Below are 23,625 nucleotides of genomic sequence, written 5' to 3'. Positions count from 1 at the left end.
TAATCCTTACTATTATGTATTAATATTTTTATTATTGAATTTATATTATGTTTATTAAACTATTTATCTTTTTTTATTGATTTAATGTCTTCTTTGATTTTATTCAAAATATCTTTATGTTTATTAGAGCTAATATTAGGGAATGCTTTGATAATACGTCTATGAAGTAATTTGTGGTTAGACAATAAATTATTAAGTTTATTTTTAAGTTCATCAATACGGTTTCTAACATAACGATAGTTTTCTTTTTCCTTAAGTATTTCAAATCTATCTTCTAAAGTCTCAAGTCTATTTTCAATCAAAGACTCAAGTTTGTTTTCAATAGTTTCCTGTGTAATAAGTTTGTAGTATTCTTTTTTATCTTTTAATTCTTTAATTATAAGATTGATTTGTTTTAATTTGCCATTTAATTGTAAGATTGTATGTACTGTAATTACTAAATCTAAAACAAAATAAACTTCTATAGATATAGCCAGTATAGATAGTATATTTTTAGGGATAGAGTTAATTAAATCAACTACAATAGGATGTACTATAAGCATTACAATTAATGATAATACACCAAACATAAGTGAATTTTCTAGACAAACTCTGCCATGAATATTAAATTTGTGCTTAGAATAATCCCACCAGGTCATATTAAATATTTTTTCTAATGCAAAGCTTGTAAGATATTCCATTATACTAGTTATAATTATACTAAATAAAAACAACAAGGGAATATTGTGTACAAAAGGAGTTAATGTAGCAACTATCGCTAATGCTCCAAAGCCATATATAGGACAAAATGGTCCATTTAAAAAACCTCTATTTACAAATTTCTTTTGTAAAATTGAACAATATGTAGTCTCACAACACCATCCTATAAAACTATAAATTACAAAATAAAGAAATTGAATGTAAAATATACTCATAAGCACCTCATTTCTAGTTAATATAACACTATATACTCGATATTTTATTTTTATGACTAATTTATTTAAAATTCAATTTACATATTGATTATACCAATTTATAGAAATTTATCAAATTTAATTACAGTTATAATATTATATATGATTATAATAATGAGATTTTATTCAAAATAAATAAGGGTGTCAAGTATAATCAAACTAATAGTTGTAGATACTCTACACTATGTTAGTTTAGTCATATTTGACACCCTTATATTTATTTATATTGTGATTATTTGCATTTAAAGCTAGAACAACATGTTTCAACATAAAGATTTACTCTATCAGTTTCAGGAGCAACCAATATATTGTCAAGTGTACATAAACTACCATCTTTATTGTATTCACAGTTTTTTACACTACAAACTAATTCTTCACAATTTCTATTATTAACATTGCTTGATAGATTGCTGTAAATAGACTCATCTAAAAATGAACTACAACAAGTATGTCTATCATTGTGAGCTTTTTCACCATTTATAAAAATTTTATCTGCATAACATATATGGCTATTATTATGTGAGCAGTTAGTTACATTACAATTTATTCTTTCCAAAGTTATTACCTCCTAAACGATTATTTATTATAAATTATGTCCATATAATTACAAGAATATAACCTTTAAGAGAAAACTCTCTTTTATAAAATATCTATTCTTAGAGTAATTTGAAATGTAAATATATTTTCTTCTAAAATTTACCTAAATTGTATAAAAACTTACAGCTTGGAGAAAATAATAGAAAAAGGAGGCGTAATCAATGTTTGAAAAGAAGAAAAAAGAATTATTTCCTTGGAAAATATCTGCCTTAATACTAGTAGGAGTATTTGTATTAAGTAGTGGAGTTTATATAGGGACAAGATTAAAACATAATGGAGTTCAAACTGGTGAAGTTGTAAGTACTAGTGCGAATATGAATGAAAAGTCAAAAGAAGCTTTTGGATTAAATAAAAATTGTGAAGTTTGGCTTCAAAGTGAAGGCGAAAATGAAACTAATTATAAGAGAACACTTACAATGGCTGGGATAGTTCCAGAATCATTATTAGATAAGACAAAATCAGAAATAGTATCATATTTTAAAAAAGAGTATCCAAGTAAAGAAATAAAGAGTATGGATAAAAATGAAATCGTACTAGTAGAATCTAAATATAGTGACACTAAAGATGTACAAGCAATGAATGCCACTATAAAAGGTAAATATACGATTGAAAATGATAATGGAAATATAGCATTATATAAATATGATAATAGTGGAAATAAAACCTTAGTAGAAAAAACAAAAATAAGAATAGATTCACTTCCTAAGACAGTTCAAGATGAAATCAAAAAAGGTGTAGTTATGGATACTGAAGAAGATGCTTATTCAAGATTGGAAGACTTTGCAAGTTAATACTAAGTAAGTTAATATTAAAATTGTAGTCACATTTAATTCCTATAAAATACCATAATTTATTTGTACTAAATATAAAAGTTATACTGAAGTAAAATCTTGCTTTGGTATGACTTTTTTATTTTATTTTATATTTTACATATACCATTTTATGATTTGTTAATATTATTTATGGTATAATAATTTAGAACATAAGTTTTTATGAGAAATACATTTTGGTATTTCTTTTATTTTTAGGGGGAATTTAAAAAAATGATAATATTGGGGATTGACCCAGGTATAGCTATAGTTGGATATGGTATAGTTGAATACAAAAATAGCAAGTTTAAGGTAATAGATTATGGAGCAGTGACAACACCTGCACACATGAATATATCGAGAAGATTGGAACTTGTATATAAAGGAATTGATACAATCGTAAAGAATTACAATATAGATGAAGTTGGAATGGAAGAATTATTCTTTAACAAGAATGTAAAAACAGCTATAACAGTTGCACAAGCTAGAGGTGTTACTATGCTTGCATGTGCTCATAATGGGAAGCCAGTGTATGAATACACTCCACTTCAAGTAAAACAAGGTGTAGTTGGATATGGAAGAGCAGATAAGGCACAAGTTCAACAGATGGTAACTTCATTTTTGAATTTAAAAAAGGTTCCAAAACCAGATGATGTTGCAGATGCCTTAGCTGTGGCTATTTGCCATGCTCATTCAAATAAGCTTGAAAAAACTCTAAAGAATATAGGTGGTAAGTATGTATAGTTATATAAAAGGTACAATAGAAGAGATTTATATAGATAATATAGTTATTGAAAATAATGGTATAGGATATAAGGTAAATGTATCATCCAATACAATCATGAATTTACAAGTGGGAGAAGCTACAAAAATATATACTAAACTAATTGTGAGAGAAGATGATATGAGCCTTTGTGGTTTTGTAAGTAGGGAGGAACTTAAGATGTTTGAGTTACTTACATCTGTATCTAAGATAGGGCCTAAGGTGGCACTTTCAATACTATCATTTGCATCACCAGCACAGTTAGGAGCGTATATTTTAAGTGAAGATATTGGAAAGCTATCCAAAGCTCCTGGTGTTGGGAAAAAGACAGCAGAAAGAATTGTCTTAGAACTTAAAGACAAGGTAGACAAAAACAACATAGAATTTGAACCAACATTATTATCACAAAAACCTACCTTAATATCTCAAGATGAGTCTGTGGATGCACTTGTAGCCTTAGGTTATACATTATCAGAGTCAAAAGATGCAGTTCAAAAGTGTAAAAAGGATGGTATGGATACAGAAGCCATTATAAAAAAAGCACTTACATATATAATGAGTAAATCTTTAAAATAACATTTAGACTTTAAAATAATATTTAAAGTATAGAGGTAGATTTCAAAATATCACAGTAGATTTCCAAAAGTACGAGAGGAGGGGTATAAATGCAAGGTTTTGAAGATGAAAATAGAATAATAACTTCTACAATGAAGACAGAAGATATAGATATAGAAAATAGTCTAAGACCAAAGACTCTAGAAGATTATTTAGGTCAAGAAAAATCCAAGGAGCAACTTAGCATATTTATAGAGGCAGCTAAATCAAGAAATGAGCAGTTAGACCATGTGCTTTTATATGGACCACCAGGTCTTGGAAAGACTACTCTAGCTAGCATAATAGCTAATGAGATGGGTGTAAATTTAAGGATTACATCAGGTCCTGCAATAGAAAGAGCTGGGGATTTGGCAGCTATACTTACAAACTTAAATGAAAATGATGTCTTATTTATAGATGAGATACACAGAATCAACAGAAGTGTTGAAGAAGTTTTGTATCCAGCGATGGAAGACTTTTGTTTAGATATAATAATAGGAAAAGGACCATCTGCAAGGAGTATAAGACTTGACCTTCCTAAATTCACGCTTATTGGGGCTACAACAAGAGCTGGTATGCTTACAAATCCACTTAGAGATAGATTTGGTGTTATTTGTAAATTGGATTACTATACAGTTGATGAGCTTTCAAAAATAGTCCTTAGGTCATCACATATCTTAGATGCAGAAATACAATCTAATGGTGCTTTAGAGCTTGCAAAACGTTCAAGAGGGACTCCAAGAATAGCAAATAGATTATTAAAAAGAGTTAGGGATTTTGCACAAGTTAGAGCTGATGGAAAAATAACTGATGAGGTAGCAAAAGATGCACTAGAACTTTTAGGTGTTGATAATTTAGGGCTTGATTTTGTAGATGAGAAACTTCTTATGACTATAATAGAAAAATTTAGAGGGGGACCAGTTGGTCTTGATACATTAGCAGCTTCTATTGGTGAAGATAGAAATACGATAGAAGATGTATATGAGCCATATTTGCTTCAACTGGGTTTTATAAATAGAGGGCCTAGAGGGAGAGTAGCTATGCCATTAGCATATGAACACCTAAAAATTCCATATCCTAATGAAAAATAAAAATAGATTATATAAATACTTATAAAATAGAATAGTCATTAAATTTAAATATTTCTAAAATGGCTAAAAATTCAAACATATCCACAAAATGGTAATTACACCTGTAGATACTGTGGATAAATACACTGAAAATTGTGTGTACTGCATCTATATATTGTGGATAAGACGTGTATATCGTGGAAAAATATCTATATATTGTGGATATAATGTATGCTAAAAAGAGTAATTTCTTGATAGATTATGGTAATATTGTGGAAAATAAGTTGTTTTTTTGATATTATTGTAGCTAGAGAAATTTTAAGAGAGGAAGTTTAACATTGAAAACAAGTGATTTTAAATTTGACTTACCACAGGAACTTATAGCTCAAGTTCCTATAGAAGATAGAGCTAGTTCAAGATTGATGGTACTGGATAAAGAGACAGGAGATATTGAGCATAAAGTCTTTAGAGATGTAATAGAATATTTAAATCCAGGGGATTGTTTAGTTCTAAATAATACTAGAGTTATACCAGCTAGATTGATAGGTGAGAAGCTTGAAACTGGAGGAAAAATTGAGTTTCTATTATTAAAAAGAACTGAGGAAGATACTTGGCAAGCTCTAGTAAAACCAGGGAAAAGAGCAAAAGTAGGTACTAAGTTTTCTTTTGGAAATGGAAAGTTAATTGGAGAAGTTGTGGATTTATCAGATGAAGGCTCAAGAATTATAAAGTTCCATTACGATGGGATTTTTGAAGAAATCTTGGATGAACTTGGAAACATGCCACTACCTCCATATATAACTGCTAGATTGGATGAAAAAGAGAGATATCAAACTGTTTATTCAAAACATAATGGTTCAGCAGCAGCACCTACAGCAGGATTACACTTTACAGAAGAACTATTAAGCAAAATAAAAGAAAAAGGTGTGGATATAGCCTTTGTAACTTTACATGTTGGTTTAGGTACTTTTAGACCAGTAAAAGTAGATGATGTTTTAAATCATAAGATGCATTCAGAATATTATATGGTTAGTCAGGAAGCAGCTGACAAAATAAATAGAGCAAAAGAAAATGGAAATAATGTAATCTGTGTTGGAACTACTAGTTGTAGAACTATAGAGTCAGCCTGTAATGAAGATGGAAAGATGAAAGAAACTAGTGGATGGACAGAGATATTTATATATCCAGGTTATAAGTTTAAAGTTCTAGATAAGCTTATTACTAATTTTCATTTGCCAGAGTCTACATTGATAATGCTAGTAAGTGCTATTTGTGGAAAAGATAATGTTTTAAATGCATATAATGAGGCAGTAAAAGAAAGATATAGATTCTTCAGTTTTGGAGATGCTATGATTATAAAGTAGGGAGGTAATTGATGCATAGTTTACAAAAACAAAAAAAGAATAACCCTATATTAAAGATTGCTTTTATATTTGAACGTGTGTTAGCAGTGGTAGTTTTAATAGCTGTATTTCTAGGGACTGTAGATGTATTAAGACTTATGTGGGGAGCATATATAGTTGACTTTCAAAATCCGGTACAATACAGTCAGCTTAACGACTTCTTAGCGCAAATATTACTTTTAGTGATAGGTGTTGAACTTGTAGTAATGCTATCACTTCATATACCAGGAGCATTTATTGAGGCACTACTTTATGCTATAGCTAGAAAAATGTTGTTACTTCCTAAAAATGAAGGAATGATAGATGTTTTAATAGGTGTTATAGCTATTGCAGGACTTTTTGCTATAAAAAAGTTTTTAGTAACAAAAGACAAGAGTGCTCTTAATATAACGAGTATACATGATGAAGAAGCGATTAAAGAACAACAGGAAAAAGATGATAAAGATAAATCTATTTAGAAAATGTACTAGATAAATAGATTATTACAAGAATATATTAAAAAATAATGATAAATAAATATTACTAAGGAGAACTTTATGTACGCAGTAAGATACGAATTGATAAAAACTTGCAAACAGAGTGGTGCAAGGTTAGGAAGATTACACACTCCACATGGAATAATAGAAACACCAATATTTATGCCAGTTGGAACTCAAGCAACTGTCAAATCTATGACACCAGAAGAGCTAAAAGAGATTGGCTCACAAATAATACTTAGTAACACATACCATTTATATATGAGACCAGGTCATGAGCTTATAAAAAGAGCAGGTGGACTTCATAAGTTTATGAACTGGGATAAGCCAATACTTACAGATAGTGGTGGGTTCCAAGTATTTAGTTTAGGGCCTCTAAGAAAGATAAAAGAAGAAGGGGTAGAATTTAGGTCACATTTAGATGGTTCAAAACATTTTCTAACTCCAGAAAAGGCTATGGAAATACAAAATGCGTTGGGGTCAGATATAATGATGGCATTTGATGAGTGCGCACCATACCCAGCAGATAGAGAATATGTAAAAAATTCGTTAGAAAGAACAACAAGATGGTTAAAAAGATGTAAAGATGCCCATAATAATACAGATAAGCAAGCTTTATTTGGTATAATACAAGGTGGAATGTATAAAGATTTAAGAGAGCAATCAGCAAAGGAGATAACTAGCATTGATTTACCAGGATATGCTATTGGTGGACTTAGTGTTGGAGAGCCAAAGCCACTTATGTATGATGTACTAGAACATACAACTCCATTTATGCCAAAAGATAAACCAAGATATCTAATGGGAGTTGGTAGCCCAGATGATTTAGTGGAAGGTGTTATAAGAGGAGTAGACATGTTTGATTGTGTTTTACCTACTCGTATAGCTAGAAATGGGACTGCAATGACTAGTCAAGGTAAAGTAGTAGTAAGAAATGCAACTTATGCTGAAGACTTTACTCCACTTGACCCAGAGTGTGATTGTTATGCTTGTAAAAACTATTCAAGAGCTTATATAAGACATCTTATAAAAGCAAATGAAATATTAGGAGCTAGATTAATAACTACTCATAATCTTCATTTTTTACTAAATTTAATGAAGCAAATAAGACAAGCGATAATGGAAGATAGATTACTGGATTTTAGAAATGAATTTTTTGCAAAATATGGCTATGAAATATAGAGTTTGGACTATTAATTATAATCATTTTAATATATAATATTCAATAGTACTCAAAACTAAAAAAGTAAATACTTATATAGATATTTACAGTGTTTTACAAAAGAGTATAATTTATGAAGGAGTGAAAAATTAATGCCACAGCAACAAATAATGATGAGTATAGGTCTATGGGTAGTAGTAATAGCAATCTTTTATTTCCTAATGATTAGACCTCAAAAGAAAAAAGACAAACAATTAAAAGAAATGAGAAGTAGCCTAGGTGTAGGAGACAAGGTCGTTACAATAGGTGGAATAGTAGCTAATGTAGCTAAAGTTGAAGATGATGTTGTAATACTAGAGTTAGGACCAAATAGAACTAAAGTTCCATTTGAAAAATGGGCTATAGGTACAGTTAAATCTAAAAAAGAAGAAATAGAAGAAGAGTAAATTAGTAATTTAAAAGCCTTTTCTCGAATATATATTAATTTGAGAGGAGGTTTTTTTTATGGGAAAATCTAATTATATTTTTAAAGGTCTAGGGTATGCGTATATAATAACTTTGGCTGTTTTATTAGTGTATAACTTATTTTTGACATTTACAGATATTGGTGGGGATAATATAACCATGGTTTCATCATTTATAACTACCATTTCTGCAGCTATAGGGGGTTTTTATACTTCAAAACACATGAAAGAAAAAGGTCTTATATATGGACTTTTGGTTGGACTTTTGTACATAGTATGTATTTTTTTAACTGTGTTTTTAGCACAAGAAAAGTTTGTGTTTGAAGTAGGAATGATTTATAAGTTATTGTTAATATCAGCAGCGGGAGGTATTGGAGGCGTATTGGGCGTCAACTTTAAATAGAGTTTATATTAGAGTAGTTTTATGATATAATCAATAGGAAACAATTAGAAATGGAGGCGTTGAAAATGGAAAATAAACATGTAAAAACTTTATCTCAAGCTACTTTAAAGCAAAGTGCTGCAAAAGGTGGATGTGGAGAGTGTCAAACTTCTTGTCAATCAGCTTGTAAAACTTCTTGTACAGTTGCAAATCAAGAGTGTGAAAGATAGAAAATTATTGACTTAGTTATTTTCAAGAGGATACTTCAAAATGATTCTATTATCATTGAGAGGTATCCTCTTTTGTTTTACAATACTTCTTGTAATAAATAGTAGTCTTAAACTTTGTAAAATAGTTTAAATTAGTGATGTATATTTAATTTAAATAGAGAGGATTAATTAGTAAAAGTTGATATGATAATGTGCTTAAAATACGGATTTTTATGCAATTATTTTAAAATATATACTAGTAAATTATGTAAACTTATAAAATGTATTGATAAATAATATTATATATAATATTATTTATATGTGGGAAATACGAATATAAAAAAATTAAAAAACAATATTCGGAGGACATAAATATGTTGAGCAACAAGAAGAGAAGTATGGCAATAGTAATGGCAGGAGCCACAGTTATGAGTGCAGCAGCACCAATATTCGCAGATAACACTGTGTCAGAAAATGTTGATAAAAGTTACACAGTAAGTGCGAAAGATTCTACTAAATTAATTGAAGAAGTTAGAAAAGCATTAGAAATTAAGTTTGAAGAGACAAAAGCAGGAGCAAATGTAAATGACAGAGTTTACGATATAAAAGTAGACAATGTAACTTTAACTAATGCAACTCAATTACAAAACAAAATAAACGCATTAGTAGAAGGACAAAGTTTAAAAGTTACAATACAAGACAAAGGTCATCAAACTCTAGGTGGAAAAGTAGTTGACTATAAAATTGAAAACTATAAAACAGCCCAAGAAATAGTAGATGCAGTTAATGCTTTCAATGCAACTTTAGCAGAAGATTCTGATAGCAAATTAACAGCAACAATAAAATCTACAAGCTCAGTTGAAGTAAAAAGAGCAAAAGATTCAAAAAATGTTATTACTATAAATGTGGGAGACCAACACTTAGATTTCTCAAAACAAATAATATCAGAAGAAAGTACTTTTGAAGGCTATGAAAAGAAATATAGTGATATAGAATCAAAAGAATTACATACAATAACAGTTAAAAATGCAGATTTACAAGATGTATCAGCAGAAGATTTATTCGATGGAGTTAGATTGACTACATCAGGAAGAGAAATAGTTAATAAAGTTAAAAATGGATATTCTTTAACATTTGAAAATGTAGCTATACTTACTCAAGAGCAAGAAGATAGTGATGATAAAGATAAGCCAGAAAAATCAAGCTTCGATATGATTTTAAGCAAGACAAATGAAAAGCCAGAAACAATAAGTATATCAAGTAAAAATCATAAGTTAGTAAGAGATTTACACAAAGTATTAACTGATGTTAAAGATGGAAAAGAATTAAAGGTAGAAGTTTTATCTGGAGATTCAAGATTTACAACAGCAGTAGAGGTTAGCAAAGAGAGATTTAATGATGGAGCAGCAGAAGCAATAATATTAGTTGGAGAAGATGCTATAGTTGATGGATTGGCATCAGCACCACTTGCATCTCAAAAAAATGCACCAATACTATTATCAAAGAAAGATTCATTACCATCAGAAATAGAAGCTGAGATATTAAGAGTACTTGGAAGCAACTTATCTTCTAAGAAGATATATATAGTAGGTGGAGAATCTAAAATATCAAAAGAAACTGAAGAAAAACTTGCTAAGTTAGGTGTAAGTAAAGTTGAAAGAGTTTCTGGAGAAGATAGATTTGAGACTTCTTTAGAAATAGCAAAACAATTAAAAGATACATTTAAAACTGCTTTCGTAGTAGGTGGAAATGGAGAAGCAGATGCTATGAGTATATCTGCTAGAGCTGCTCAATTTGGTGCTCCAATAATAGTTACAGGTAACGAATTGGATGCTAAAGCTGAGAAGTTATTAAATGGAAAAGAATTAGAAATAGTTGGTGGAGAGAACTCTGTATCAAAAGACGTTGAAAACAAATTAGTTGAAATAGATTTAAATAATAAAGTTGAAAGATTAGCAGGAGAAAACAGAAAAGACACTAATGCTAAAGTAATCAACAAGTACTATGCAGGAGCAACTAAAGCATATGTTGCAAAAGATGGTTATGTAGGTGGAAATGGACAATTAGTTGATGCACTTACAGCAGCACCACTTGCAGCTAGTGCAAAGGCACCAATAATATTAACTACAGAAGAACTTTCTAAGTCACAAGAAGAAGTAGTTGAATTAAGACTTAAGAATGCTACTAAGTTAGTACAAATAGGTGAAGGAATAGCTAAAAATGCTATTGAGAAAATAGCAGAAAAAATAAACTTATTTACTAGAAACTAATAGTATATAAAATTTAAATTTGTAAGTTTATTTAGATAATGTTTAGCTAAGTAAGATATAATATAGATAATAAATAAGTATAAACAATTAAAATAGAAATAATGAAAAGATGGTATCTTAAAATAAGTTAGGATACCATCTTTTTATTGTTTTTGATTATTATATCTTGTGGTAGATGTTATCTTAAGATATTTATTTAAAAAACTTTATATATAAGAAAGGTTATAGAAAATAAATACTTATTAAATTATATTGTTTTAAGTGTATAACTTAATAAAACTTTTGAGCCTATCACTTAATTAAAGAAAATAAGTTATAATGTTTTGAATTTATGAATAATAAAAACTTTAATTATATTGTTTGAGTTAGATGGATAACTATGGTATCATATATAAAATATGGTAACAAAATTGTAACTTTTTATTAAGTCTAAGTAAAATCAATATAACAAAATTATAAAAACTAATATTGGGGGTAAAAAAATATGAAGAATAGTAGAAAGATATTTGCTATAGGACTTACACTATTTTTAGTAATGGTAAATACTCCTAGAGTAAATGCGCTCACATCAGTTGAACAAATAAAAGGAATTGACAGATATGAGACAGCAGCAAAAATAGCAGACAAACAAAACTATAATACAGCAATACTAATCAATTCGGATAATAGCTTGTCAGATGGCTTGAGCGCAAGTGGTTTAGCAGGAGCATTAAAAGCGCCTATTTTAATGACAAAACAAAATCAAATCCCAAATACTACAATGGAAAGATTAAATAAAGCAAAGAATGTATATATAATAGGTTCAGAATCAACTATCAGTAAAGGTATAGAAAATCAATTGATATCTAAAAATAAGGTTGTAGAGAGAATATTTGGCGAAAATAGATTTGATACAAGTGTAAAGATAGCTGAAAAAATCAAAGAAATTAAACCAATCGATAAGGTAATTATAGCTAATGGAATCACAGGAGAAGCAGATGCAATAAGTGCATCGCCAGTAGCAGCAAGAGATGGAGTACCTATAATACTTACAGATGGAAGCAGTGTAGGATTTGATACAACAGGATTAAAGAGTTATGCACTTGGTTCTAGCGAGATAATAAGTGATGAACTGGTTAAGAGTACAAATTCTGTTAGATTGGGTGGAACGGATAGATTTGACACAAATAAAAGAGTTATACAAGAATTTTATAAAGACAGTAAAGAATTTTATTTAAGTAAAGGTATGCAACTAACTGATGCATTGGTAGCTTCTACAATAGCAAAAAATGCACCTGTGGTTTTAGTTGAAAATGGTAGCAATAAGAGTATTTTAAGTGGTGCAGATAAATTAACTGTACTAGGAGGAATAAATCAGAATGTCATCAAGCAATGTATAAATCAAGCCTCTCCAAATCAACAAGGATTATACTATAATCCAAATGATAAAGTATTTAAGGATAGAATAAAGGGAAAAATATATGCTCTTACAAAACAATACAGAAAAGAAAATGGAGTAAGAGAGTTATCTGTAGCAAGTAGATTAGAAGGTTTAGCAAATGACTGGTCTAATTTAATGGCAAATAAAAAGACTTTATCTCATACTATAAATGGTAAAAATTCGTATTCTACTTTTTTGAAATACTTAGATTGGAGTGAGATTAAGCCTGGATACATTTCTGTTCAAGGGGAAAATATAATTAAGTATAAAATCCAAGATAAGCCTGTATATACAAATAGGGATGCAGATGATATAGGAAACTTTATTTTTAATGAGTGGAAGACCAATCCTGAGGAAGGTACAAATATGTTGCATAAGGGATATGAGATAATGGGATTTGGATTAACTATGACAGGTGATAAGACTATATATGCAACACATGAGTTTTATGGAAGATATAAAGAATAAGTATTTACCAAGATTTAGATATTTTGATAAGAATGATATATAAGTGCTGGAAATATGTAATAAGATAATAATTAGAAAATAACGTATAAGTAATGTATTTATAATGAGAAAGAATATTTATATTAACATAATAATATAAATATTCTTTTTTTGGATTTTAACATAAAAAATTTGTATTAAAAAGTTTAAATATAGTATAAAATGGGTATAAAAGCATTGAAAATTAAATGGCAAAATTAGGGAAATCTAATGACGCAAAACTATAGGGATTAAAGCTTATAAAGCCATATCAGCCAGTTGCTAAAAAGAGCAAATTCTTTTTATTCATAATAAAGATTCTCTTTGAGTGTCTTTTTTTATTGTCTGAAACTATAGCATTTAAATTCATGGAAAATTAAAGATTTATTGAGGGAGGATTGTTATTTCATGAAAAAGGCAATATCTTGTGTACTAGCAGTATCTATGTGTAGTGCACCATTGAATGTTTTTGCAGAGCCTATATTAGAGGGAAAACTAAGGGCAGTTGAAAAATCAGTTACAGAAAAGCTAAAGGGGAATCTAGAAGTGGATTTAAATTTTTCACTTCCAATCAAAAATAATGAATCAGAAAGTATAACTGATATACAGCTACAATTAAAAGATGGTAATAATAATAGTGGGATAATAAAACTTGGAGGTAATAATTTAGGAAGTATAAATATAGGAACAGATACTATAGACTATACTATCAAAAAATTATCTGCCAATAGAAGTGAAGTAAAAGATAAAGATGAAAATATATCATATTATAATATTATGTTCAGCAATTTACCTGTTGGAAAATACAAGGTAGAAGTCTCTGGAAGTGGATTTAAGAGTAAAGAAGTTAAAGATATTGATATATCAAATTATTCTCAAAGGGTTTTATTAAGTAATAGAGCAAGTGTAGATAATAAAAATAAACCTTTAAACTATGAACTATTCTTAATGGGTGATGTAAATGGAGACGGCAAAGTAGATAAAAATGATTATAATGAAGTTTTAGAAAATATAGATTCAAATAAAAAAGAATATGATTTAAATAGAGATGGAAAGATAGATATTTCTGACCTAGACTATGTACATAAAAATCTAGGACAAAATGAAAATGCAAATAGTCTAGAAAGTATAGTACCTACTAATCCTATAGTAGATACAAGTAAAGTAATATTAGAAAAAAATACTGATACAGATATTCAAGGTACTGTAGAAGATTTATTTAGTGGAGAAAGTAGTGGAGTTACAATATCTCCAACAAATAAAGAGGATAAAATATCAGAAGAAAAACCAGCAGTAATGGATATAGCTTTATCAGAAGCTCTTGATATGGAAGTCATAAATATTAAAGCTCCTGAAGGGAGTGCTCCAGCAAAAGGAATAGTTGAGGTTACAGATAAAGATGGTAATGTTCAAGAGATTCCTTATGAAAACAAAGAGTATGTAAAAACTTTAAAAGAGGAACAACAAGAAGAAGTAAATAATAAAGAAGAAAATACAGAGCAACTTGATAATAACTTAGATAATACTCAAGAAGAAAAGAATGATAAAGAAGAATCAAATTCTAATACAAATGAACAAGAAAACAATAATAAGGAAAGTAATGATAAAGAAAGTTCATCAACAGATAAATCTGATTTAGACAAAGATACACCAAAAGAAGATAATAATATTAGTAAAGATGATAACTCTACAACATCTACATATAGTAGGTCAGTTTTAGAAACATATGCAGATGTTCAAAATAGCGATATAGTGATAAATCTTGGAAAACAAGTAGCAGTGAAAAAGATAACTATAAAAATAACAGCTACAACTGCTAATGATAGAAATCTTGCAGAAATATCTAAAGTTGAATTTTTAAATAATGTTTATAAAGAAATACCAAAGCCAGACATGAATATACCTAAAATTAATAAAATAGCAACTAGTACTGCTGTTGGAAATGAAAAGGTATCTTTTTATTGGAACAATGAAGTGAATGTGTCCGCATATGAACTTATATTAGATACAATTGATAGTAAAGGAAAAGTATTATCAACTAAAAAATTACAAACTAGCAAAAATTCTATAGAGGTTAGAGATATAGATGCGTATGGTCTATATAGAGTTAGCATACAGTCTTTAAATGGCGATTGGTCTAGTGGATATAAAGAAGCTTCACCAAGCAATTTAGATGGAGTACCAGAAAATGTAGACTCAAACTATAAGCCTATACAATTTAGCCCAGACAGTATAATAGAGTTTCAAGTTGTTCCAGATACAAGACCAGAGCCACCAGAAGGCATAAGCATTAAAGGTAGATTTAAAGCTCTTGATGTAAGTTGGAAAAATCATAAACAAGCTAAAGATTTTGACTTATATTACAGAGAAAAAGGTTCTAATGGTTCTTGGATAAAATACAATGATAAGCTTATTCGTGGAACAAGTTCAAAAATAGAAGGGCTTAAAGATAATACAACATATGAAGTTAGAATGACAGCTACTAATCACTTAGGTACTAGTGGAATGTCTAAGATATATCTAGGCACAACTGAAAGTGTAGATGCACCAACAACACCTAACTATAGATTGATTAATACTCCTAAAGAAAATGCTGGCTTTGGGATACCAACTAATCATATAGTTGATGTCACTTATCCTGCTAAATATGATGCAAGTGAATATAGTGATAAAAATCCATTTGATAAATTTAATGTAGTAGATGGAGACTTTACAACACATTGGACTTTCTCAGAATATAATGCAGCTGAAGGAACAAATAGAGGACCAATCATAACTTTTGATAAAGCTTATACTATGGATACTTTTATGGCTACACCTAGATTTGATGTTTCTGATAAGACAATAAATGACTTTGAGATACAATATTGGGATGAAAATGGTCAATTACATAATTTAGGCGATGCACCTTTTGAAACAAAGACAGACCCTGTAAATAATAATAAATACGTGATGGTTAGATTAAAAGAACCAATAAATGCGACTAAGATACAAGTTAGTGTTTGCTCGTCTTATTCATATAAATCTAATATATCAGAGCTTAAATTCTATGAGTATGACAGTATAGAAAAAGAGGTAAGAGACTTATTTACAGACGATTTACAAGTTGAATTAAAAGAAGGTATAACTCAAGAAAAAATAACAGAACTAAAAGATAGACTTAATACTCCAGATACAGCAAGTGGAGAATATCATCCATATAAGACTGTTATAGAAAGAGAATTAAAATTAGCTCAAGACTTATATAATGATAGAGCAACACTTACTGATGTGACTACTGTTAATCAAGATATAAATGTATCAGGAAAATATAAAGATAAGAGTGGAAACTATACTATTAAGTCGAATAACTTAGGTATGGGAAATGACTGGCAGGCATTGGGAGTAGCTGCTAGAGCTGGAGATGAAATCACGATATATGTTGGAAGTAAAAGTGGTAAGACTCCTAAGTTAATCTATACACAATATTATGGAGAGTCTGGAGCATATAAGAGTGGAGAAATAAACCTTAACACTGGTAAAAATGTAATTCAGTTGAGTAAGCTTCACAGCTTAGATGCAGAACGTGGAGGAAGCTTATATATAAGATACCCTTATGATACTCCGAGTGGTGGAGATATAAAAGTGCGTGTAGCAGGAGCTACTAAGATACCACACCTTAACTTAAATGGAATGATAAATGACAATAGCCCTGAGGGGGTTTCTAAATCTAAAGAAAAAATAAAAGTTTATATAGAAGAATTAGCTAAATATAAGAATGAGATAAAAGGAGAACCATACTATCCAGGCACAAATATCGGTAATTCATATGGATATTCAGAAACAACAGGTGTATTAAATACTACTGACATTGAAAGTGACAAAGTAACATTAAACGTTCCAGCAACAGCTGTATATCAAGGAATATCAAAAGGAAATTCTGATTTAAACACACAAGTAGATAGACTATATAACAGTATGCTTGCATGGGAACAAATTATGGATTTAATATACTCTGAAAGAGGCGTATTTAAGACACAAGATTTAGATGGTAATGGAACTATAGACGATAATGAGTTTAATATAACTAAAAATGATATGGCTCCAAAATCTCGTATGAACATAAAATATCAAAGAATGTTTATTGGAGCATTTATGTATGCTTCTGGTCTACATGTAGGAGTGGAATACGCTTCAGTTCCAGGGCTTATGAATGGAGTACCTTTCCAAATAGATGCTAATGGAAAAGCTAGTGGAGGAAGTTTATTTGGATGGGGAATAGGTCATGAGATAGGGCATGTTACAGATATAGGTAAGATGACATATAGTGAGACTAGTAACAATGTACTTGCACTACTTGCTCAGACATTTGATGATGAGACACATTCAAGACTTGAAGGTTCTACAATGGATAAGATATATGAACATGTTACTTCAAATAGTTTGGGAATACCAAGTAACGTATTTGAAAGACTTGGAATGTTATGGCAATTACATTTAGCATATGACGATGATTTTACTGGTTCAATGTTAAAGAATAATTCAGATGCTGATTTAGGTAATGATTCATTCTATGCTAAAATTTCTAGAAAATATAGAGCACTTTCAAGTGATGACCCAATAAATAACTTGCCAAAAGACCAAATGCTAGTTGCTATGGCATCAAGTGTCGTTGAAAAAGATTTAAGAGATTACTTTAAGGCATGGGGAGTAGAGATTACACCAGAGCTAAACAGTATAATGGATGGTAAGAAGTTAGAAAAAGAGACTAGAAAGATACAGTATGTAAATGATGAGGCTAGAAGAAAGATTTTAAATGAAAACATATCTAACATGGCAGAAGATACTAAGGTAAGTGCTAGTTTTGCTGATGGAGTGCAAAGTGGTTCTTTAGTTAAATCTAATAAGATAGCTATAGATTTAGATGTTGATAAAGACAAAGATAAAATATTAGGATATGAAATAATAAGAAGTGATGGAAACTACTTAGATGGTGAAAATGGAACTCAGGTAAAATACAGAACAGTAGGTTTTGTGGATGCAAAAGGAAATAGTAAAGCTCAATTTATTGACAATATATCTCCTCTTAATAACAGAGCGTTTACATATAAAGTAGTTGCATATGACTATCATTTAAATCCAACAGACGAGTTTGAAGTTGGTACTGTAAAATTATCTGATGAAGGGAAAATTAATAAGTCAGCATGGTCATTTATAACAAATACTGTTTCTGATGGTGACGTTAGAAGTGAAAATGACTCACATGGGCCACTACAAAATCCTGAAATTGATAATATAAAGGATAATGATGCAAGCACTACTTATAAAGGAAAGAGAATTAGTAAAGCTGAATGGAACAAAGACCCACAAAAAGACCCAGATATAAATGTAGAAGAAAATCCATATATAATAGTAGATATGAAAGAGACATTACCTATAGTTGGATTAAAGTATACAAAACCAAAGACAGAAGCTAGAAAGTTCTCACTAAAAGGACTGTTTAGTCTTAGAAAGGATACTAGCACAACATATAGTCCATTGACTACTTACAAGATACAAGTAAGTAATGATAAAAAGACTTGGGAAGATGTGAGTCAAGGAACTTTTGAATATGGACAAGACTTAGTTGGTGGAGGAAAAGACCAAGACAATGAAGCTAGAGTTACATTTAATAAAGATGGTAAGCTTTGGACATATCAAGCTAGATATGTAAAATTAATATCTAACAATAAGTCTAATATAGAAGTTGCAGAGTTAGATATAATAGGGCCTCCAGGCGACAATATAGAGATTGGGACAGTGAATAGTGTAGACCAAGCTCGTACTAATGGAATTGGAAAGTTAGCAGAGGATTATATATATCAAAGCGATGACCCTAATACAAATGAAGATGAAACAGCTAAAATTCCATCAGGTTCAATAGTAATTACAGGAGAATATAGTGGAAATCCAGCATTTAATTTACCATTACTTGTAGATAAAAACAATAAAACTATCTCTGGAGAAGCTCTTTTATTTGCAGAGGTGCCAAAAAATGGACAATTAGGTGAGATAAGTAAAGGGACATGGGTTTATTATATGCCAAAAGAAGATTTCAACTCTTTAAGTGATAAGGTTAAAGCAGAACTTTATAGATACAATGACCTTCAGGGAGATACTCCAGTAGGTCAGAGATTTGTAAGTGATACAATGTATGTACCTGTGGGAGCTACAACTTATGATGAGTTAAAGACGATAAGTCTTACTGATAGTAATAGTAAAGCTAGAAAGGCTACAAGAAGTACTATTGATGTGAGTGATAAGAAGGTAATTACTGTGAATAATAAAGTAAAGAGTAATATTGTCAGAGATAAATAGTATGTGAAAGTCTGAAAAGACTAAGATATCAGTATGATATTGGGCATTTTGTGTGAGTAGTAGCTAAAAAAGTTTTGAAAAAGCAATTTGTCAAAAATAAAGCATATATAATGTAACTATAAATTTAGGGTAATTTATAAATTAAATATAAGAAGCTAGATGGATAAAGGATTTTATTCATCTAGCTGATGATAGATAAGGACGGGTGTTAATGAGTAAAGGAAAATCTTTTATAAGAACTATTGCAGTGTCAAGTATGGCAGTAGCTATAACTGGAAGTGCGACATGTGCATATGCTGCTCCAGTGTTGCAAGGAACAAAGACGTATGAAAAGGTAAATACTATAGATATTTCTGTGGAATCAGTAGAGAATATAGTGTATTCGTTTCAAGCTAGTATAAAGGTGCAAGGTGAGGTTGAATTAATAGATAATGAACCAGGTCAAAAGATTAAGTGGTCTGATAATATATCAAAGCAGATAAAAAATGGAAATGTTAATGCAACTTGTAGAGCAGATTATAATAAAGGAAATAATACAACTACATTAGATATATATGTTACATCAAGTGAAGATTTACTAGATGGAGATACATTAAACATAGGAAGGATTTCTGTAAAGAAATCTGGTGGTAATTCAAATGCTGAGTATAAAGTCTTAGGAAATGGGACAGATGCTAAACCAGCTTTAAAAATTGTTACATATAATAATAAGTCTGTTGATTTTGAAAGTATAAGTTCTAGTGAAGGCTTAGTATTCACTCTTGTTAATGAAAATGAAGTAAAACCAATTGGGGGAAGTGGTACTAGCAAAAATGACCCTGAAAAATATAAGGTTGAAAAGAGTGAAGCATTAGAATACTTATTAAATAATATTAGAATAAACTATTCTGTTGTTAGTAAAGAAACAGAGGAAAGTGGTTCAAATATAGTATTAAAGCTTGGATTATCTCAAAAATCAAGTAAAGGAAGAAAGGCTACAATAAGTAAGTATGTTGAAGTTACCCTTCCAAAAAGTTTAGAGTATGTAGTTGATAATGAGCTAGCTAAACCAGATGAGTTACCACCAGACGGTTCTGATGACAATAATAATGGTGGAAATAATAATTCAGGTGGTTCATCTGGAGGTGGTAGTTCTAGTGGAGGAAGTTCAAGTGACTCTACTTCTAATGTTACAGTAAAAAAATTAAAAGGTGCAGATAGATTTGAAACTGCTGTTAAAATATCTCAAAGTGGCTGGACAAAATCAGATATAGTTGTAATAGTAAATGGAGAAGACAGAAGTATGGTGGATGGGCTTACTGCTACACCACTTGCTAGTGTAAAAAACTCACCAATTCTTTTATCTTCAAATGACAAGCTTCCTCAAAAAACAGTAGAAGAAATAAAAAGATTAAATCCATCAAAAGTGATTGTAATAGGTGGAAATAATTCTATGCCAAATGCAGTGATTGAATCAATTAAGGCTATAAATTCAAAAATATCAGTACAAAGAATAGGTGGAGGTACAAGATATCAGACTTCTATTAATATAGCAAAAGAAATTGATAAGACAAATAATGTAAGTAAGCTGTATATAGGAGCAGGAAATGGAGAAGCTGATTCATTATCAATAGCATCATTAGCTGGAAAGGAAAAAACTCCAATAGTGCTTACACAAAAAGATGGTGTAGACAATGAAGCTGAACAGTTTATTAAATCAAATAAGGTGTCAAATATATATTTTATTGGTGGAGTAGAAAAGATATCTAACAAGGTTATTGAACAAGTTGGAAAAATAACGAATAAAGATGTATCAAAAAATAGAATAGCAGGTCAAAATAGACAAGAGACAAATGCTAAGGTAATAGATAAATTCTATTCTCAATCAAAACTTGATGGGGTTGTAGTTGCTAATCAAGATAAGCTTATAGATGCTTTAGCAGTTGGACCATTAGCAGCTAAAAATAATTCGCCAGTTGTACTTGCTACAAACACGTTAGATAAATCACAAGAAATTTCATTGAAAAATAAAAATTCATCTAAGTTATTTGAGATAGGTGGAGGAATAGCTTCATCTGTAGTAGATAAGATTAAGAGTTTAATTGAATCAAAATAAGTATCAAAGTAAATATAAATAAGTAAGCTTAAAATAAGAATGTATTTAGATATAAATCATATGTCTAAGTACATTCTTATTTTTATTTATATTGTCTTAATAATATTATAGTGAGATATGTATCATAATTTAAGTAAAATTAAATTTAACTTATAAAATGGTGTGGATTATATTTATTAATGAAATATATTTTATAAATATTTAAAATATAACTAGAGATGATTTTTGGATTTTTAATAAAATAAAATATTAATATATAGACGGAATATATTTATATAAGATATACTTTATAATATACAAAAAATAACAAAATAATTAAAAAAAGTAAACAGAATATAAATATAAAACATAAAAATCATCAGGGGGATATGAAAATGAATAAAAAAATATTATCATTAGGTCTAGCAGTATCATTAATCTTGGTAAACTTCAAAAGTGTAAATGCATCATCAGTAGTAGAAAAAATATATGGCAAAGATAGATATGAAACAGCAGCAAAGATAGCTGATAGACAAACTTATGAAACAGTAATTTTAGTAAATACAGAAAAATCGCTTGCAGATGGATTAAGTGCAAGTGGGTTGTCAGGTGCCACAAAAGCACCAATATTATTTACACAAAAAAATAAGATACCAACAGAGACAAATAGATGTCTAAAAAATATCAAAAAAGCATACATAATAGGTACAGAAGATACTATAAGTAAATCAGTAGAAAAAGAACTAGATTCTAAACATATAGAAGTAAAAAGAATTGGTGGAGAAGATAGACTAAAAACAAGTTATCTAATAGCTAAAGAAATAGCAACTATAAAAAAAGTGGACAAAGTATTATTAACTAATGCCTATAGTGGAGAAGCAGATGCAATGAGTGTATCATCAGTAGCTACTAGAGATGGAGCTCCAATTATACTTACAGATGGAAAGAGTGTGCCTTTTGATGTCAAAAATGTTCAGTCTTATTGTATAGGGTCAGAGGAGATAATGAGCAGTTCTTTAGTAAAAAACACAAATTCAGTTAGAATAGAAGGAACTGACAGATTTGAAACTAATAAAGAGGTAATAGACTACTTTTATAAAAATGTAGATGGATTCTATATATCAGATGGATATCAGTTAGTAGATGCTATAGCAGCTGCACCCCTGACTAAAGAATATCCAGTAGTATTAGTAAATGATGGTAGTAATAAATCTGTGTTAGAAGGAGCAAATCATATAACTTCTGTAGGAGAGTTGAGTGACAAGGTGATAGAACAATGTATGAGTGCCTCAAAATCAAATGGACAATCTCCAACAATTACAATAGGAACAACAGAAATATATAAAGGTGAAAAGTTTGACAGTAGTAAGTTAAATATAGTTGCTAAAGATAATACTGGGAAGGTATTGCCAATAAAAATTGATGGGTTTATAGATACAAATAGAGTAGGTACATACATATTGACATTAAAAGCTACAGATGAGTGGGGTAAAAGTACAGAAAAAAGAGTTCAAATAGAAGTTTTGGATGATAAATCTCATGATTACAATAGCCCAGAATTCAAAAAAATGGTATCTACTGAAATGTATAACTTAATTAATTCTTATAGGAAAGAAAAAGGTAAAGAGCCTTTGGTAGTGTCTAGTAAGCTAGAAGGTATGGCAAACGCATGGTCTAAGTATATGATGGATAAAAAAGTTTTTGCACATTATATAGATGGTAAAAATGCGCCACAAGTATTTTCTGAATTTGGAATGAGAAGTGAAGAGAATATAGCATATATTTATATCAAGTCTAAGGATGTTCAGACAACTCAAGATGCAAAAGATTTGGCAAAGACTATATTTGAAGCGTGGAAGAAGTCTCCTGAATACAATGTAAATATGCTTAGTAATGAGTTTTACAGTACTGGGTTTGGGATTTATATACTGTCTGATGGTCAAGTACATGCTACTCAAGAATTTTTAAATGGCAATGAAGGTAGCTTGTAAAAAATACCAAAAATCTTGTTTTTTTATTAATTTACTGATATTATAAAATGAAAATCACATCTAAAGTACTTTTTGTAATCTGTTTTGTTATTGCTTTTATAGATTATGGTATTTTAGGTGTTTTTTATTTTAGAAATTTATAAGTTTAGAGGGAATGACTACTGAG

General features: G+C 29.7%; 17 protein-coding genes and 1 riboswitch. Of the genes, 15 read left to right on the top strand and 2 right to left on the bottom strand.

What is annotated here, in order from left to right; all coding sequences use genetic code 11:
- Positions 1–59 precede the first annotated feature (59 nt).
- Together KGF38_RS07940 and KGF38_RS07935 are read right to left on the bottom strand one after the other, a co-directional pair.
- Positions 60–914 (bottom strand): putative ABC transporter permease, encoded by an 855-nt coding sequence (locus KGF38_RS07940; RefSeq protein WP_054271382.1) that lies wholly within the window; start codon positions 912–914, stop codon positions 60–62.
- 271 nt (positions 915–1,185) lie between these two features.
- Complete coding sequence (locus KGF38_RS07935; RefSeq protein ID WP_054271381.1) at positions 1,186–1,509, bottom strand: DUF1540 domain-containing protein; 324 nt, start codon at positions 1,507–1,509, stop codon at positions 1,186–1,188.
- 202 nt (positions 1,510–1,711) lie between these two features.
- Between KGF38_RS07935 and KGF38_RS07930 the strand changes: the two genes are divergently transcribed.
- The 15 genes from KGF38_RS07930 (at position 1,712) to KGF38_RS07860 (ending at position 23,459) form a co-directional block, all read left to right on the top strand.
- A complete protein-coding gene (locus KGF38_RS07930) occupies positions 1,712–2,341 on the top strand; it encodes a hypothetical protein (protein WP_054271380.1) in 630 nt (209 codons plus the stop codon).
- Positions 2,342–2,593: 252 nt separating this feature from the next.
- Positions 2,594–3,103: a crossover junction endodeoxyribonuclease RuvC gene (gene ruvC / locus KGF38_RS07925; RefSeq protein WP_074180156.1), complete on the top strand. Its 510-nt coding sequence runs from the start codon at positions 2,594–2,596 to the stop codon at positions 3,101–3,103.
- Positions 3,096–3,698, top strand: a complete 603-nt coding sequence (gene ruvA / locus KGF38_RS07920; protein WP_054271379.1) for a Holliday junction branch migration protein RuvA — start codon at positions 3,096–3,098, stop codon at positions 3,696–3,698. Before ruvC ends, ruvA begins: the two co-directional genes overlap by 8 nt.
- A gap of 89 nt (positions 3,699–3,787) precedes the next feature.
- Entirely contained in the window at positions 3,788–4,807 is a 1,020-nt protein-coding gene (gene ruvB, locus KGF38_RS07915) for a Holliday junction branch migration DNA helicase RuvB (RefSeq protein ID WP_054277388.1), read from the top strand.
- A 317-nt stretch (positions 4,808–5,124) separates the two neighbouring features.
- Positions 5,125–6,150: a tRNA preQ1(34) S-adenosylmethionine ribosyltransferase-isomerase QueA gene (gene queA, locus KGF38_RS07910; protein ID WP_074180157.1), complete on the top strand. Its 1,026-nt coding sequence runs from the start codon at positions 5,125–5,127 to the stop codon at positions 6,148–6,150.
- Between the two features lie 11 nt (positions 6,151–6,161).
- Positions 6,162–6,647 (top strand): phosphate-starvation-inducible PsiE family protein, encoded by a 486-nt coding sequence (locus KGF38_RS07905; protein WP_054271377.1) that lies wholly within the window; start codon positions 6,162–6,164, stop codon positions 6,645–6,647.
- 78 nt (positions 6,648–6,725) lie between these two features.
- Entirely contained in the window at positions 6,726–7,847 is a 1,122-nt protein-coding gene (gene tgt / locus KGF38_RS07900; protein ID WP_054271376.1) for a tRNA guanosine(34) transglycosylase Tgt, read from the top strand.
- A 132-nt stretch (positions 7,848–7,979) separates the two neighbouring features.
- Complete coding sequence (gene yajC / locus KGF38_RS07895) at positions 7,980–8,273, top strand: preprotein translocase subunit YajC (RefSeq protein WP_054271375.1); 294 nt, start codon at positions 7,980–7,982, stop codon at positions 8,271–8,273.
- Between the two features lie 58 nt (positions 8,274–8,331).
- Positions 8,332–8,694, top strand: a complete 363-nt coding sequence (locus KGF38_RS07890; RefSeq protein ID WP_054271374.1) for a TIGR04086 family membrane protein — start codon at positions 8,332–8,334, stop codon at positions 8,692–8,694.
- Between the two features lie 65 nt (positions 8,695–8,759).
- The gene (gene scfA / locus KGF38_RS07885) at positions 8,760–8,903 is read left to right on the top strand and encodes a six-cysteine ranthipeptide SCIFF (protein ID WP_009891067.1); all 144 of its coding nucleotides are present in this window, start codon (positions 8,760–8,762) and stop codon (positions 8,901–8,903) included.
- Positions 8,904–9,256: 353 nt separating this feature from the next.
- Positions 9,257–11,152, top strand: coding sequence for a cell wall-binding repeat-containing protein (locus KGF38_RS07880; RefSeq protein WP_054271373.1), 1,896 nt, complete (start codon positions 9,257–9,259; stop codon positions 11,150–11,152).
- 484 nt (positions 11,153–11,636) lie between these two features.
- On the top strand, positions 11,637–13,040 hold the full coding sequence (locus KGF38_RS07875) for a cell wall-binding repeat-containing protein (RefSeq protein ID WP_227832294.1): 1,404 nt from the start codon (positions 11,637–11,639) through the stop codon (positions 13,038–13,040).
- 219 nt (positions 13,041–13,259) lie between these two features.
- Positions 13,260–13,345, top strand: a riboswitch (cyclic di-GMP riboswitch).
- Positions 13,346–13,466: 121 nt separating this feature from the next.
- On the top strand, positions 13,467–19,394 hold the full coding sequence (locus KGF38_RS07870) for a M60 family metallopeptidase (protein WP_227832293.1): 5,928 nt from the start codon (positions 13,467–13,469) through the stop codon (positions 19,392–19,394).
- A 211-nt stretch (positions 19,395–19,605) separates the two neighbouring features.
- Entirely contained in the window at positions 19,606–21,489 is a 1,884-nt protein-coding gene (locus KGF38_RS07865) for a cell wall-binding repeat-containing protein (RefSeq protein WP_227832292.1), read from the top strand.
- Between the two features lie 368 nt (positions 21,490–21,857).
- Positions 21,858–23,459 (top strand): cell wall-binding repeat-containing protein, encoded by a 1,602-nt coding sequence (locus KGF38_RS07860; RefSeq protein ID WP_227832291.1) that lies wholly within the window; start codon positions 21,858–21,860, stop codon positions 23,457–23,459.
- The last annotated feature ends 166 nt before the right edge of the window (positions 23,460–23,625 follow it).

The sequence above is a fragment of the Clostridioides sp. ZZV14-6387 genome (assembly GCF_020657835.1).
In the GTDB taxonomy this organism is placed as follows: Bacteria; Bacillota; Clostridia; order Peptostreptococcales; family Peptostreptococcaceae; genus Clostridioides; species Clostridioides difficile_A.
Note: the sequence above shows the minus strand (reverse complement) of the source record. Positions and strands in the feature narration are given on the sequence as shown.

What these genes read in the sequence shown, in the direction of transcription:
- KGF38_RS07905 (WP_054271377.1), top strand. Translation starts at nt 6,162, where the DNA reads ATGCATAGTTTACAAAAACAAAAAAAGAATAACCCTATATTAAAGATT.
- tgt (WP_054271376.1), top strand. Translation starts at nt 6,726, where the DNA reads ATGTACGCAGTAAGATACGAATTGATAAAAACTTGCAAACAGAGTGGT.
- KGF38_RS07890 (WP_054271374.1), top strand. Translation starts at nt 8,332, where the DNA reads ATGGGAAAATCTAATTATATTTTTAAAGGTCTAGGGTATGCGTATATA.
- KGF38_RS07940 (WP_054271382.1), bottom strand. Translation starts at nt 914, where the DNA reads ATGAGTATATTTTACATTCAATTTCTTTATTTTGTAATTTATAGTTTT.
- scfA (WP_009891067.1), top strand. Translation starts at nt 8,760, where the DNA reads ATGGAAAATAAACATGTAAAAACTTTATCTCAAGCTACTTTAAAGCAA.
- ruvC (WP_074180156.1), top strand. Translation starts at nt 2,594, where the DNA reads ATGATAATATTGGGGATTGACCCAGGTATAGCTATAGTTGGATATGGT.
- ruvB (WP_054277388.1), top strand. Translation starts at nt 3,788, where the DNA reads ATGCAAGGTTTTGAAGATGAAAATAGAATAATAACTTCTACAATGAAG.
- KGF38_RS07875 (WP_227832294.1), top strand. Translation starts at nt 11,637, where the DNA reads ATGAAGAATAGTAGAAAGATATTTGCTATAGGACTTACACTATTTTTA.
- yajC (WP_054271375.1), top strand. Translation starts at nt 7,980, where the DNA reads ATGCCACAGCAACAAATAATGATGAGTATAGGTCTATGGGTAGTAGTA.
- KGF38_RS07930 (WP_054271380.1), top strand. Translation starts at nt 1,712, where the DNA reads ATGTTTGAAAAGAAGAAAAAAGAATTATTTCCTTGGAAAATATCTGCC.
- KGF38_RS07865 (WP_227832292.1), top strand. Translation starts at nt 19,606, where the DNA reads ATGAGTAAAGGAAAATCTTTTATAAGAACTATTGCAGTGTCAAGTATG.
- ruvA (WP_054271379.1), top strand. Translation starts at nt 3,096, where the DNA reads ATGTATAGTTATATAAAAGGTACAATAGAAGAGATTTATATAGATAAT.
- KGF38_RS07860 (WP_227832291.1), top strand. Translation starts at nt 21,858, where the DNA reads ATGAAAATGAATAAAAAAATATTATCATTAGGTCTAGCAGTATCATTA.
- KGF38_RS07870 (WP_227832293.1), top strand. Translation starts at nt 13,467, where the DNA reads ATGAAAAAGGCAATATCTTGTGTACTAGCAGTATCTATGTGTAGTGCA.
- KGF38_RS07880 (WP_054271373.1), top strand. Translation starts at nt 9,257, where the DNA reads ATGTTGAGCAACAAGAAGAGAAGTATGGCAATAGTAATGGCAGGAGCC.